This window comes from Shewanella sp. FJAT-52076 (assembly GCF_019457455.1).
Classification (GTDB): Bacteria; Pseudomonadota; Gammaproteobacteria; order Enterobacterales; family Shewanellaceae; genus Shewanella; species Shewanella zhangzhouensis.
The window spans coordinates 1,748,832-1,761,583 of sequence record NZ_CP080415.1 but is presented as its reverse complement, the minus strand read 5'-3'; the positions used below and the strand labels follow the sequence as shown (position 1 = coordinate 1,761,583).

General features: G+C 54.9%; 10 protein-coding genes. 6 read left to right on the top strand and 4 right to left on the bottom strand.

What is annotated here, in order from left to right; translation table 11 throughout:
- Positions 1–83 precede the first annotated feature (83 nt).
- The 3 genes from ackA (at position 84) to K0H79_RS07610 (ending at position 4,349) form a co-directional block, all read left to right on the top strand.
- The gene (gene ackA / locus K0H79_RS07620) at positions 84–1,283 is read left to right on the top strand and encodes an acetate kinase (protein ID WP_220067479.1); all 1,200 of its coding nucleotides are present in this window, start codon (positions 84–86) and stop codon (positions 1,281–1,283) included.
- A gap of 92 nt (positions 1,284–1,375) precedes the next feature.
- Positions 1,376–3,514 carry a phosphate acetyltransferase gene (pta, locus tag K0H79_RS07615; RefSeq protein WP_011759609.1) on the top strand — a complete coding sequence of 713 codons (2,139 nt, stop codon included), beginning with the start codon at positions 1,376–1,378 and terminating at the stop codon, positions 3,512–3,514.
- 397 nt (positions 3,515–3,911) lie between these two features.
- Positions 3,912–4,349 carry a hypothetical protein gene (locus K0H79_RS07610; RefSeq protein ID WP_220067478.1) on the top strand — a complete coding sequence of 146 codons (438 nt, stop codon included), beginning with the start codon at positions 3,912–3,914 and terminating at the stop codon, positions 4,347–4,349.
- Positions 4,350–5,346: 997 nt separating this feature from the next.
- On the opposite strand, the gene K0H79_RS07605 is transcribed toward K0H79_RS07610, so the two are convergent.
- Positions 5,347–6,273 carry a class I SAM-dependent methyltransferase gene (locus tag K0H79_RS07605; protein ID WP_220077849.1) on the bottom strand — a complete coding sequence of 309 codons (927 nt, stop codon included), beginning with the start codon at positions 6,271–6,273 and terminating at the stop codon, positions 5,347–5,349.
- 83 nt (positions 6,274–6,356) lie between these two features.
- Positions 6,357–7,382: an AI-2E family transporter gene (locus K0H79_RS07600; protein WP_220067851.1), complete on the bottom strand. Its 1,026-nt coding sequence runs from the start codon at positions 7,380–7,382 to the stop codon at positions 6,357–6,359.
- A gap of 130 nt (positions 7,383–7,512) precedes the next feature.
- On the opposite strand from K0H79_RS07600, the gene folX reads away from it, so the two are divergent.
- Positions 7,513–7,881, top strand: coding sequence for a dihydroneopterin triphosphate 2'-epimerase (gene folX, locus K0H79_RS07595; protein ID WP_220067476.1), 369 nt, complete (start codon positions 7,513–7,515; stop codon positions 7,879–7,881).
- A 58-nt stretch (positions 7,882–7,939) separates the two neighbouring features.
- On the top strand, positions 7,940–8,827 hold the full coding sequence (locus K0H79_RS07590) for a TIGR01777 family oxidoreductase (RefSeq protein WP_220077848.1): 888 nt from the start codon (positions 7,940–7,942) through the stop codon (positions 8,825–8,827).
- A 3-nt stretch (positions 8,828–8,830) separates the two neighbouring features.
- On the opposite strand, the gene K0H79_RS07585 is transcribed toward K0H79_RS07590, so the two are convergent.
- Together K0H79_RS07585 and K0H79_RS07580 are read right to left on the bottom strand one after the other, a co-directional pair.
- Positions 8,831–11,287 carry an ABC transporter permease gene (locus K0H79_RS07585; protein ID WP_220077847.1) on the bottom strand — a complete coding sequence of 819 codons (2,457 nt, stop codon included), beginning with the start codon at positions 11,285–11,287 and terminating at the stop codon, positions 8,831–8,833.
- The gene (locus K0H79_RS07580) at positions 11,281–12,030 is read right to left on the bottom strand and encodes an ABC transporter ATP-binding protein (protein WP_220077846.1); all 750 of its coding nucleotides are present in this window, start codon (positions 12,028–12,030) and stop codon (positions 11,281–11,283) included. Before K0H79_RS07580 ends, K0H79_RS07585 begins: the two co-directional genes overlap by 7 nt.
- Between K0H79_RS07580 and K0H79_RS07575 the strand changes: the two genes are divergently transcribed.
- Entirely contained in the window at positions 12,020–12,646 is a 627-nt protein-coding gene (locus K0H79_RS07575) for an arylesterase (protein WP_258405492.1), read from the top strand. The genes K0H79_RS07580 and K0H79_RS07575 overlap by 11 nt on opposite strands.
- Positions 12,647–12,752: the final 106 nt, after the last annotated feature.

Sequence of the window (12,752 nt, the reverse complement as noted above, 5' to 3'; positions counted from 1 at the left end):
ACAAGTTTTAATGGCCTGCCCGCCAGGCAAAGTCGCCGGAACAAGACCCGGCCAACTATTTCATGACGCAAGAAGGTTTTATCATGTCCAATACTTTGGTTCTGGTACTCAACTGTGGCAGCTCTTCACTGAAGTTTGCCATTCTGGACGCCACCAATGGCGACGAAAAAATTTCAGGTCTCGCCGAGTGCTTCGGTCTGGAAAATGCCCGTATCAAATGGAAATTACGTGGCGAGAAACACGATGCCAGTTTGGGCGCCTTCAGCGCTCACCGCGAAGCGGTGGAATACATAGTCAACAAAATTCTGGTGAATGAGCCTGAACTGAAAGGCCAACTCATCGCCATTGGTCACCGTATCGTGCACGGCGGCGAAAAGTTTACCCACTCCGTCATTATCGATGATGCGGTACTCAAGGGCATTGAAGACTGTGCCTCGCTGGCGCCACTGCATAACCCGGCGCACCTTATCGGTATTCGTGCCGCTCAGGCCTCGTTCCCGGCGCTGCCTCAGGTGGCCGTGTTCGATACCGCTTTCCATCAGAGTATGCCAGACCGTGCCTATATCTACGCCCTGCCCTATAAGCTCTATCGTGAGCACGGCATCCGCCGCTACGGCATGCACGGCACCAGCCACCTGTTTGTCAGCCGTGAGGCTGCCAAGGCCCTTGGCAAAGACGTGAGCGACACCAATGTAATTTGTGCCCACTTGGGTAACGGCGCCTCTGTAACCGCCGTGAAAGGTGGCAAGAGTGTAGACACCTCCATGGGTCTGACTCCGCTGGAAGGCCTGGTAATGGGGACGCGCTGTGGCGATCTCGACCCCTCCATCATCTACCACCTGGTGCATCAGCTGGGTTACACCCTGGATGAAGTGAACAACCTGATGAACAAGCAAAGTGGTTTGCTCGGTATTTCTGAGCTTACCAACGATTGCCGTGGTATCGAAGAAGGCTACGCCGAAGGCCACAAGGGTGCGACCCTGGCGCTGGAAATTTTCTGCTATCGCCTCGCCAAGTACATCGCCTCCTACACGGTGCCACTTGGCCGTTTGGATGCTGTCGTATTCACCGGCGGCATCGGCGAAAACTCAGACCTTATTCGCGAGAAAGTACTGAACCTGCTTGAAATCTTTAAGTTTGAAGTCGACAGCGAGCGCAACAAAGCCGCCCGGTTCGGCAACCAGGGCGTGATTACCAAAGATGGCAGCCCCATTGCCATGGTGATCCCCACCAACGAAGAGTGGGTCATTGCCGAAGACTCGCTGCGCCTGGTTAACAAATAAGGCGCCTGCCGCCCCGCGGACACCCGCGGGCGGTTTTGCATTAAAAGCATCTGATGGCCCGACCATCAAAGCAACACCACAAGAGGTACTTTATGTCCCGCAACATCATGTTGGTTCCCATAGGCACAGGCGTTGGCCTCACCTCTCTGAGCCTGGGTATGGTGCGCGCACTGGAACGCCACGGCGTGAAGGTGCAGTTCTTTAAGCCCATCAGCCAGCAGCGCCCTGCCGACTCAGGCCCGGAGCGCTCAACCACTATTCTGTCCAAGTCGCCCACGGTGAACCCGCTTGAGCCCTTCGACATGCAGCACGCCGAGTCGCTTATCCGTACCGACCAGACCGATGTGCTGATGGAGCAAATCATTGCCCGCGCCAGCGAAATTGCTGCCAACACCGAGACTCTTATCATCGAAGGTTTGGTGCCAACCCGCAGCCATTCGTTCTCCGATGACGTGAACTACGCCATCGCCAAGGCGTTGGATGCAGACGTGATTTTCATCGCCACCCCGGGTAACGACACCCCGAACGCGCTGATGAACCGTTTGGAAATCGCCTACAACAGCTGGGGCGGCGCCAAAAACAAACGTCTGATTGGCGCTGTGATCAACAAGATTGGGGCACCGGTGGACGATGAAGGCCGCACCCGCCCTGATCTGTCGGAAGTGTTCGACCATCAGGACATCCAGAAAGGTGATGCCACGGCCATGTTCCAGCTGCCCGGCAAGAGCAAGCTGCGTATTCTCGGCAGCGTGCCTTACAACCTGGATCTGGTTTCACCCCGCGCATCGGACCTTGCCAAGCACTTGCATGCCCGCATCCTGAACGCCGGTGAAATGAACACCCGTCGCCTGCGTAAAGTGACCTTCTGTGCCCGCTCCATTCCCAACATGCTGAGTCACTTCCGTACCGACTCGCTGCTGGTGACTTCAGGCGATCGCTCAGATGTGATTGTGGCTGCCTGCCTTGCAGCCATGAACGGCGTGAAGATTGGTGCCCTGCTGCTGACCGGCTCCTACGAGCCTGAGCCGGAAGTACTGAAGCTGTGTGAACAGGCATTCGAGACCGGCCTGCCGGTGTTTATGATAGACACCAACACCTGGCAAACCTCGCTCAATATTCAGCGCTTTAACCACGAAGTACCCGTGGACGATGCAGTACGAATTGAGCTGGTACAGGAATATGTGGCAAGCCACATCGACCAGAGCTGGATTGAAAGCGTGACCGAAAACTCGCCACGCGAACACCGCCTGTCTCCACCGGCCTTCCGCTACAAGCTGACTGAACTGGCCCGCGCCGCCAAAAAGTGCATTGTACTGCCGGAAGGCGACGAGCCGCGCACCATCAAGGCCGCCAGCATCTGCGCCGAGCGCGGTATCGCCCGCTGTGTACTGCTGGGTAAGAAAGACGATATTTTACGTATTGCCGCAGCACAGGATGTGGTGCTGGGTGAAGGCGTTGAGATCCTCGACCCTGAAGATATTCGCGAGCAGTATGTCGAGCCTATGCTGAACCTGCGCCGCCACAAGGGGCTTACCGAAGTGGTCGCCCGTGAGCAACTGGAAGACAACATGGTACTGGCCACCATGATGCTGGCCGAAGATGAAGTGGACGGCATAGTGTCAGGTGCGGTAAACACCACAGCCAATACCATTCGTCCACCGCTGCAGCTGATTAAAACTGCCCCGGGCTCAAGCCTGGTATCGTCAATCTTCTTTATGCTGATGCCGGATCAGGTACTGGTATACGGTGACTGCGCCATTAACCCGGATCCGAACGCCGAACAGCTGGCCGATATCGCCATTCAGTCCGCTGAGTCTGCCAAGGCCTTCGGCATCGAGCCCCGCGTCGCCATGATAAGCTACTCCACCGGTAACTCGGGCACTGGCTCCGATGTGGACAAGGTTCGCGAAGCCACCCGCATTGCCAAAGAGAAACGCCCCGATCTGGTTATCGATGGCCCGCTGCAGTATGACGCTGCCGTGATGCCAAACGTGGCACGCTCCAAAGCACCCGACAGTCCTGTTGCCGGTAAGGCTACCGTGTTTGTGTTCCCCGACCTCAATACGGGCAACACCACATACAAGGCCGTACAGCGAAGCGCTGAGCTTATCAGCATTGGCCCTATGCTGCAGGGCATGAGAAAGCCTGTGAACGACCTGTCCCGCGGCGCCTTGGTAGACGACATCGTCTACACCATCGCCCTGACAGCCATTCAGGCGACGCAGCAGTAAGCCTGCAACCCATAATGAAAACGCCGTCAACTGACGGCGTTTTTTATGGCTCGCTCATTGACGGCTTTTACGATCCACCAACGTTAAAGGGATCAGGTAAGGGATCTTCGGCGTGGGAAATCGGGAAATGAAGGCGTAGAAAAGTCGACCAAAAAACGTCGAACAAACAAGCGACAATTTTTTAGCCAACCGTCAAAATACTGCGGTAGCAACCACTTAAGATAAATATCCTCATTCTTCAACATACTTGTCCACAGATTCTGTGGATAAGATGCCAAGCACAGCTTTACAGATATGACAGTTTTCGTTGCAGATCGCAAGAGATCAAATCCATCCCTTGTACTGAAAGCTGAAATTTCTGATACTTAGGGTGTTAATCATCAGTCAGCAGGTACCCATGCGCGCATTTTTGTTGATAGTGTTTTTCATGCTTGCAGGTTGCAACGAGTCCGTTGAAAGCGCCACAAGCCCAAACCTGACGCCCGAGCAGGTTAGCCTCGGCTTTTTCAGTGCCATCTATGTCAACCGTGATGTGGCAGAGGCCAAACGCTTTGTGGATGCCCCCATGCAAGAAGTGCTCGGTCACTACCATATTGCCGCCTCTGTGCAGCGGCACATGTTGAATCTGTCAATGACGGATGTGGAGTTGGAAATCGAAGAAATCGATATCGACTTCTTTCGCAAATTCACCGACGACGTCACCGTAAAGGTGAAGCTCAAGGGTCTTAAAGGCGGCCAGCCCTGGCTGGATGACAGAACGGTAAGACTGAACAAGCGCGGAAAAAACTGGGTAATTGTTGAGATAATGACCGAAAAACGCGCCGCGAATGGCTGATACGCCACCGACCATGAAAAAGGCCACCCGAGGGTGGCCTTTTTGCTGATTATTATTTTTTTAGGTCTGCATGTCCCGGGACATGGAGGATTCTCAATCCAAAAACGCTTCTTCGTCCTTTTCCAGAGGCAAAGACTCAATCACTTCATCCTGCACCTGATAATACGCGTTTTCGTACTCATGAATTTCCATAACGGACTCCAGCTTTGGTTTGGGTCGGGTACTGAGGTTCTGTCTATTCTTCGCAGACATGAACTCGGTGTAATCCTTGTCTGAGGGCTGACAGCGCCAACTCTGTGCACATCCCGATGACGTTCCTTACGGTTGAAGGCATCTTGTCCAAGGGTATCGCGAGTGGCTCGATTACGGGGCGCAGTATACCAACTCAAAACCAAAAATTACAGTTTACTTTCACTTTTGTTTCCATTTTTTGGCTAGATGCCACAAAAAAGCGCTCAAAAAGTCACCAATCAGTAGCCTTGCATGAAAGTCTTTCAGAATTACGGGTATTTAAGCGCTCTTATCCTCCTTGCCAACAACAGCTGAATTTATTTGGTAGGGATTGATTTTTACAACGAAACAGTCTAGGCGCTGAGCCTACTGCGGTGCTATTAGTTAAAAGTCAACTGTTGGAGGCTGTCATATGAATGCGCTGATAGACTTTCAAGCCGGTAGGCTTGCGGCCCTTATAGGACGTGGGGACATGTTGGGGATGAGGATGTTTATGGAAAACATGCATATCCCGCTGGATGTACAAGACAGGTTATGTAATGAGATGCACAGTTTGAACGACCCAATGCGCGTCGCATCCTGGCTCGAAAATAACGGACAATCTCTGATCCCGGAACGTTTAACTTACTGACTCAACAGTCAAAAGGGCCAATCATGGCCCTTTTGTTTGCTACTGATTCGACTGCTGTAACCACACAAAACCACCCACACTGATAGCCTCGCCCTGCAAACATCGGGTATCAATAGCAGGTTTCAATAGCCAGCATCAGGCTTCAATGTCGGATGTGCGCTTTTGATAGTGCAGCACCTTCAAGGACTTCTCCTCATCCACGTCGGCATACACGGCTGGATTGGCGATACGTGTTACAAACGCCAGAGATGGTGCCGTCTCTGCGACCTGCGCCATCAAAAAATCACTCCCCAGCTCAGGGGCATTAAGGCACAACAACAGCTCGCCACCTTCTTTTACCAGCTCAGGTAAGCGTCGCAATAAACGCACGTAATCTTTGGTGGCGATAAAACTGCCCTTCTGATTGCTGGGAGGATCGGCAATCACCAGGTCGTAGGGACCGTAGCGGGTCAGTTTGCCCCAGCTACTGAAAATATCGTGACCCAGAAAGCGTGCGCCCCCCACCAGGCCATTGAGTTCATGGTTTTGTTTGCCAATGGAAAGCGCGCCCTTTGCCATGTCGATATTCACCACCTCGGTTGCGCCGCCGGCAAGGGCTGCCACCGAAAAGGCGCAGGTGTAGCTGAAAAGATTAAGGACCTTCTTTCCCCTGGCATGCTCATGTACAAAGCGGCGACCTTCGCGCATATCGAGAAATAGCCCGTGATTCTGGCCACGCATCAAGTGCACCCGAAATTTAAGTCCCTGCTCTTCTATCACGTGATCGTTCGGCAATTCACCGCAGAGGCATTCTGTGCGGGTACCGGCACCACTGCGATACTGATACACCAGTGCCAGGGGAGCGGCTTCTCCCACCCGCTGCCAAAACGTCTCCAAGGCAGCTTTTGCCGTCGCCAGCTCATCTGCGCTGAGTTCACAAAACGAGGTCAACAGCAACGCCGGTGCATACCAGTCAAGGCACAGGTGCTCAGCGCCGGGATAACGGCCACCTCGGCCGTGAAACATACGTCGGCAGTCATCCGGTAATTCGGCCGTCGCTAAAAAGTCGATAAAAGCCTGCATGAAAACCCGGTTCCTCTAAAAAAATAGGCTTCTGAAAATACAATGGGCGGCCAGGCCGCCCATTACTGAAATAGGTTTGGCGTTCAGCCCTTGTCGACAGGTGCGTCATTGGCCGGTTTGAGCTCTGAGTCCACATCATCGGCGAGCAATATCGCCAGCCAGCGGCCACTGCTGCTTCGCTCCAGGGCAATTTTTACAATCATGGTCAGGGGCACCGACAGGAGCATGCCCACAGAGCCAAGGAGCCATCCCCAGAATATCAAGCTGAGGAACACCACCAGGGTCGACAACCCCAGTCCGCGCCCCATGAATTTGGGCTCTATCACGTTGCCCATCACCATGTTGGTGCCAAGGTAGAGCAGCGCTGTGCCCCCGGCAGCGGCGGGACCAAGCTGAATAAAGGCCAGCAGAATAGCGGGAATGGCAGCGATAATCGAGCCTATATTGGGGATATAGTTAAACAAAAAGGCAATCACCGCCCAAAGCAGTGCATAGTCAACGCCAATGGCCGCCAGGCCAATCCCCACCACGACACCGGTAGCCAGGCTCACCAGCGTCTTAATCACCATATATTGGTTAACCGAGTGCAGAAACTTATCGATTTGCTGCAAGCGCATCTCCGGGTCATCCAGCGCCAGGTGCACTTTTTTCGGCAGGGACTGGGCTTCGAACAACATAAAGACAATGGTGAGGATAATCAGGAACAGGTTCGCCATCACGTTCCCCACCCCCGACAGCATGTTGGTCGTCATCGACAGAGCCATGCCCGGGTCAAAATAAGCCAGCACCTGCTCTTTGGAAATGCGGATATTTAATGTCTGCAGCTTTTCCAATATCCAACCGAATTGCTGGATCAGCTGATCCCGATAGTGGGGCAACTGTTTGGAAAACTCGTTGACGGAACTGCCCACCAGGGTGGCGAGCCAAAGCCCCAACATCACAATAAAAAACATCAGCAGCATCACCGCGAGCCATTTGGGCACCCGAAAACGCATCATCCAACTGATAACCGGGTTACAGATCACCGCAATAAAGGCCGACAACACAAAAGGAACCACGATGGGACTGGCCGCTTTAATGCCGGCCAGGATGACCACCACGAAGGCCATGATGGCAAAACCACGGAAGGCTACCGAGGTCTGTTCAAAGGGGTTTGGCAAAATAAAATCCTTCTATTTCAAACAAAACTTGCTAACCTTGCCCTCAATTTCCATTGAAGACAGACAAGTGGACAGGGTTATGAAATCAGAGATCGCCACGATTCGCATCAAAAATCTGCGCCTGCGTACCCATATAGGTATCAAAGAGGACGAGATCCAGAATAAACAGGACGTTATCATCAATGTGGTCATCGCCTATCACGCCGGACGCGCTCAAATGAGCGACAACATGGACGATGCACTGAACTATCGCACCATCACCAAACGCATCATCTCCCTGGTGGAAGAAAACCGCTTTTCATTGCTTGAACACCTGACCACACGGGTACTGGATATCGCCTCTGAGCACGAAAGCGTTATCGACGCGCGGGTGGAAGTCGATAAGCCACACGCACTGCGTTTTGCCGATTCAGTTTCCATGGAGCTCAGTTACCACAAAGACGCCTGATCTCATTATGCCTTTTCAGAGTATATGCTTGTAAGAAGCGGTTTTTTCGGAGCAGCGTATGAACATATTACTGACAGGCGGCACAGGTTTTATTGGTCGGGCACTGGTCAGTGCCCTGTCTGATCACCAACTCACCATCCTCACCCGGGACACCGGCGCCGCAGCTGAGTTATTGGGCGAGCAGCACCATTACCTGCGCTCTCTCGATAAACTGGAAAACCTCAATGGTTTCGATGCCGTAATCAACCTCGCCGGAGAGCCCATAGTCGGCAAACGCTGGAGCGACGCCCAGAAAAAACAGCTCTGCCACAGTCGCTGGGACATGACCGCCTTGCTCACGGGCCTTGTCCAGCAAAGCAGCGAGCCGCCAGCGGTGTTTATCAGTGGTTCGGCTATCGGCTATTACGGTGCCCAGGGTAGCCAAACGCTCACCGAATCCTCAAGTCCACACAGCGAATTTACCCATATGCTCTGCGAAAAATGGGAGCAACTGGCACTGGATGCCGCAAGTGACACCACCCGGGTGTGTATTTTGCGCACCGGTATTGTGCTTGGAAAACACGGCGGCGCCCTGGCCAAGATGTTGCCCCCCTTCAAACTCGGTTTGGGTGGCCCCATCGGCAGCGGTCAACAGGGTATGAGCTGGATCCATATGGCCGATATGATTGGCCTGATACGTTTCCTGCTAAATAACCCCAAATGCAGTGGCATCTTTAACGCAACTGCGCCGAATCCCGTGAGTAACCGAGTCTTTTCGCAAACATTGGGTGAAGTGCTTCACCGCCCGGCTCTGCTCCCGGCGCCCGCCTTTGCACTCCATGCCCTTTTGGGGGAAGCCGCCATCATGGTGCTCACCGGTCAGTACGTGCTCCCACAGAGGGCAATGGAGGCGGGGTTCGGCTTTCGTTTTCCCTATTTACGTCAGGCGCTGGAAGATCTGCTTTAACGCTCAGGTCTCGGTGCGAAGCAGCGACAGGCAGCTCTGGGACAACAGCTCTCTGCAGCGCCAGTAACCGAGCACAGCAACCAGTGCGGCCCCCAGCAGCGGGGCCTGCAGCCACCACTGCAGATGCCAGTTCACGCCAAGCTCGAACACCCAGGTTTTGAGCAGATAAAGCACGGCTTCAGTGACTACCACGGCCACAATCCCTGCCACGGCGCCAAGCACAGCAAACTCAAGCGTGGTTGCCAGCCGCAACAAGCGCCCACCGGCGCCAAAGGTGCGCAGTACCGCAAGCTCACGTCTTCGCACCGACATGCCTGCTTCGGTCTGCGCCCACAGCACCAGGCTGCTGGATGCAATCACCAGCGCCAGCACAACCCCGAGTGCCAGCGACACCTGGGACACTATGCTTCTGAGCTGGGCCACCATGGCGCCTACGTCTATCACGGATACGGTGGGGAATTGCTTAATCAGCGACACGACCAGGGGCCGCTTGGCCTCTTCGAGGTGAAAACTCAGCATCGAGGTGTAGGCAAAGGGTGCCAGGGCTTCTTTTGAAAAAATCATAAAGAAATTGGGCTGCATGGTCTCCCAGCGTACTTCCCGCAAGCTGGTCACCCGCACATCCAGGGTCTGGTTATCGATAACAAAACTGAGACGATCCCCAAGCTTCAGCCCCAGCCGCTCGGCAACCTTGGTCTCCACCGACACCCCATCTGCGGCATTATCAAACTCGCCTGCAATCAGCCGGTTATTGGGTGGCAGACTGTCCCGCCAGGTCATGTTGAGCTCGCGGCCAATCCCTACCCGCCCGGAAGCACCTTCTTCGGCCTGGCGTTCACTGATGAGCGCCTCACCGTTGATGGCCGAAAGCCTGCCACGGATAACCGGATAAATATCGGTGCGTTCGATATGATTTTCAGCCAGGAAATCGGCCATGGGCGCTTCATCTTCCGGGCTGATGTTCACCAAAAAGAAGTTGGGTGCCCCCTCAGGGAGTTGCTGCTGCCAGTCTTCCAGGAGGTCCTGGCGCAACGCAAATATGGTCAGCAGCAACACCAACGCGGTGGAAAAGCCCACCAACTGCACCGAATTTTGCGCCGCGCGGCGCCTCAGCCCCGCCAACGCCAATTGCAGCGGATTGGTGGTTTTAAGCCCGGCGCCATGGCCAAGGCGGATCATCACAAACCCCAACGCAAACAAAATCAATCCCAGCAGCAAAGCCCCAAGTACCACAGCGCCGGTCAGCTGCCATGAGCGGGAATAGGCATACCCCAGCAGCGCCATGGCACTGAGGCTCAGCGCCGCATGCAGCCAGACACCGGCACTTCGCCCGGTGAGTTCACGCTGAAGCACCCGAAGGGGCGGAATGGCGAGGAGGCGCAGCAGCGGATAGGCCGAAAACATCAGCGCACTGATGCTGCCTGTCAGTACGCCAAGCAGCACGGGTCTGAGCAGCGGCGCCTCATAGGCCGTCAGCTCCGGCGGCAAAAAGCGGGCTATCACCGCATCCAGCCCAAGCCCCCCAAGAATACCCACCAATACGCCAAAAGCAGTCACCAAAGACAAATGCAGCGCAAACAGGGTGCGGATTTCCTTTGCTGAAGCGCCAAAGGTTTTGAACATGGCCACCACGTCGTAGTGACGCTGGCAGTATCGCTGCGCGGCGATACCTATGGCAGCGCAGGCAAGCGCAATGCCCAGCAAACTTGCCAATAACAGGAAGCGTTCGGCGCGGGCAACGGCGCTGGCGATGGGGGAATCACCGGACTTTACATCCCGAAGGCGCTGAGAGCTGGTGAGTTCGGCCTTGAGCAGCTCATCCAGTTCAGCCAAGCGCGCGCTGTCACCACTGAACTGATACAAATAGGTGACCCGGCTGCCGGGGCCAACAATGCCGGTGGAGGCCACATCATCCAAGCCCATCAACACCACGGGTGACGAAGCGAAGGGATTAAAGCCTGCATCGGGTAAACGTTTGATTTCTTTGGCTAGCTTAAACTGCCTGTCACCCAGCTCCAGTGACTCTGACTGGCCAATCAGGCCCGCCAGTCGCCCTTCGTACCAGAGAGTACCGGCCTCGGGCAGCGTCTGCGTTGGACCATCCGCCAGCTCAATTTCGCCTTTGAGCGGGTAGCTGTTGCCCACGGCACGCACCGTGACCAATTGAAAGGCATCCCCCGACCAGGCCATGGAGTTGAATAACACGCTGTCGGAACGCTCAAGGCCGATAGCGTCTATCCTGCTCAGCAGCTCTGTACTGAGGGGTTGGGGTGAGTCCACTATCCTGTCGGCGGCGGTAAATTTGGCCGCTTCGCCGCTGATGGCAACCTGCAGCCTTTCACTCACCCGGGCGAGGCCTGTAACAGCCAGCACGGCCAGGGAAATGGCAAACAGGATAAGCAGCAACTGCCCTTGTCTGAGCTCGCGCCAGAAGAGTCGCAATGCCAGAGACTTCAGCATGCGGCCTCCTTCATTTTGGTGTCGCCCTGTGCCGCTGCTTCCTGTCCAGAAGCTTCCTGCCCTGCGGTTGTCTCGGCAAGCTCGCCTTCGGTCATGGTGAACTGCCGCTGGCAGCGCAGCGCCAGTTGATTGTCGTGGGTTACCAGCACCAGAGTAGTACCAAGCTCAGCGTTGAGGGCAAACAGCATATCTGCCACCTTGTGGGCATTGCCGCCATCGAGATTGCCGGTGGGTTCGTCGGCAAAGAGGACCTTGGGTTCACAAATAAAGGCGCGGGCAATGGCCACCCGCTGCTGCTCGCCGCCGGAAAGCTGTTTGGGCAAATGATTTACCCGGTGGGAAAGCCCTACCCGCTCGAGCATGGCTTCGGCCTTGGCTTTGGCATCTTTCATCCCGGCAAGCTCGGCCGGCAGCATCACGTTTTCCAGTGCAGTTAAGGTATCAACCAACATAAACGACTGGAAAATAAAGCTGATTTTTTTCTTTCGCAGGGCCGCTTTGGCTTCTTCACCAAGTTTGGACAAGGCGCTGCCGTCCAGCCAGATCTCTCCTTCCGAAGGTGTATCCAGGGCCGCCAGCAGCCCCAGCAGCGTGGACTTGCCCGAGCCGGATGGCCCGATAATGGCCACACTTTCTCCCGGCTTGACTTCCATATCCACGCCTTTCAGGATAGTGAGCTCCCCTTCCTGGGTTTGAACCTTTTTCTTGAGGTGGACGACTTTGATGGCATGCATGTGTGACATATTTTCCTGTTTCCGTAAATCCCGTGGTGTGGCCGCTTTGCTGGCCTGCCTTGTCCTGGCGTTCCCCCTGAAGGCCGAAACTATATTAATCCTCGGTGACAGCCTGAGTGCAAGTTACGGTATGGAAGAAAACCAAGGCTGGATCAATTTGATGCGCCCTGAATTGCCATCCCATACCCTGATTAATGCCGCCGTAAGCGGCGAAACCAGCGCCGGTGGTCTGCGCCGATTGCCCGCCCTGCTTGAGTCTGCCAAACCCGAGCTGGTGTTTGTGATGCTGGGGGGAAATGACGGCCTGCGGGGTTTTTCACCCGCAGAGCTGAAAAAGAATCTTACAAAAATCATTGACCTGAGCATAGCGTCCGGCGCCAGGGTGCTCTTAAGCGAAGTCATGGTGCCCACCAATTACGGTGGGCGCTACGCCAAAGCCTTTGCCGACGTCTATCAAGAGTTGGGGAGGCGTGAAGGGGTTACCCTGATGCCATTTTTCATGACAGACATCATTGTCGACCCGGCGCTGATGCAAAGGGATGGCATACATCCAAACGAAGCGGCTCAGCCAAAGATAGCCAAGATTATGCTGCCCTATTTCAGCGGCGCACTTACAGCCAAATGAGGGATTGACTTGAGGAGAGTGCCCGGCTCCTCTATAAGCTGTTAGGTAACAGTATTGAGTGATTGTTGAAGGACGCAATCCCGGTCGGATGACATTGCAAGGAGCA

Bases quoted from the DNA above. Each gene is read 5' to 3' on its own strand.
- ackA (WP_220067479.1), top strand. From the start codon at position 84: ATGTCCAATACTTTGGTTCTGGTACTCAACTGTGGCAGCTCTTCACTG.
- pta (WP_011759609.1), top strand. From the start codon at position 1,376: ATGTCCCGCAACATCATGTTGGTTCCCATAGGCACAGGCGTTGGCCTC.
- K0H79_RS07610 (WP_220067478.1), top strand. From the start codon at position 3,912: ATGCGCGCATTTTTGTTGATAGTGTTTTTCATGCTTGCAGGTTGCAAC.
- K0H79_RS07605 (WP_220077849.1), bottom strand. From the start codon at position 6,273: ATGCAGGCTTTTATCGACTTTTTAGCGACGGCCGAATTACCGGATGAC.
- K0H79_RS07600 (WP_220067851.1), bottom strand. From the start codon at position 7,382: ATGGCCTTCGTGGTGGTCATCCTGGCCGGCATTAAAGCGGCCAGTCCC.
- folX (WP_220067476.1), top strand. From the start codon at position 7,513: ATGAAATCAGAGATCGCCACGATTCGCATCAAAAATCTGCGCCTGCGT.
- K0H79_RS07590 (WP_220077848.1), top strand. From the start codon at position 7,940: ATGAACATATTACTGACAGGCGGCACAGGTTTTATTGGTCGGGCACTG.
- K0H79_RS07585 (WP_220077847.1), bottom strand. From the start codon at position 11,287: ATGCTGAAGTCTCTGGCATTGCGACTCTTCTGGCGCGAGCTCAGACAA.
- K0H79_RS07575 (WP_258405492.1), top strand. From the start codon at position 12,020: ATGTGTGACATATTTTCCTGTTTCCGTAAATCCCGTGGTGTGGCCGCT.
- K0H79_RS07580 (WP_220077846.1), bottom strand. From the start codon at position 12,030: ATGTCACACATGCATGCCATCAAAGTCGTCCACCTCAAGAAAAAGGTT.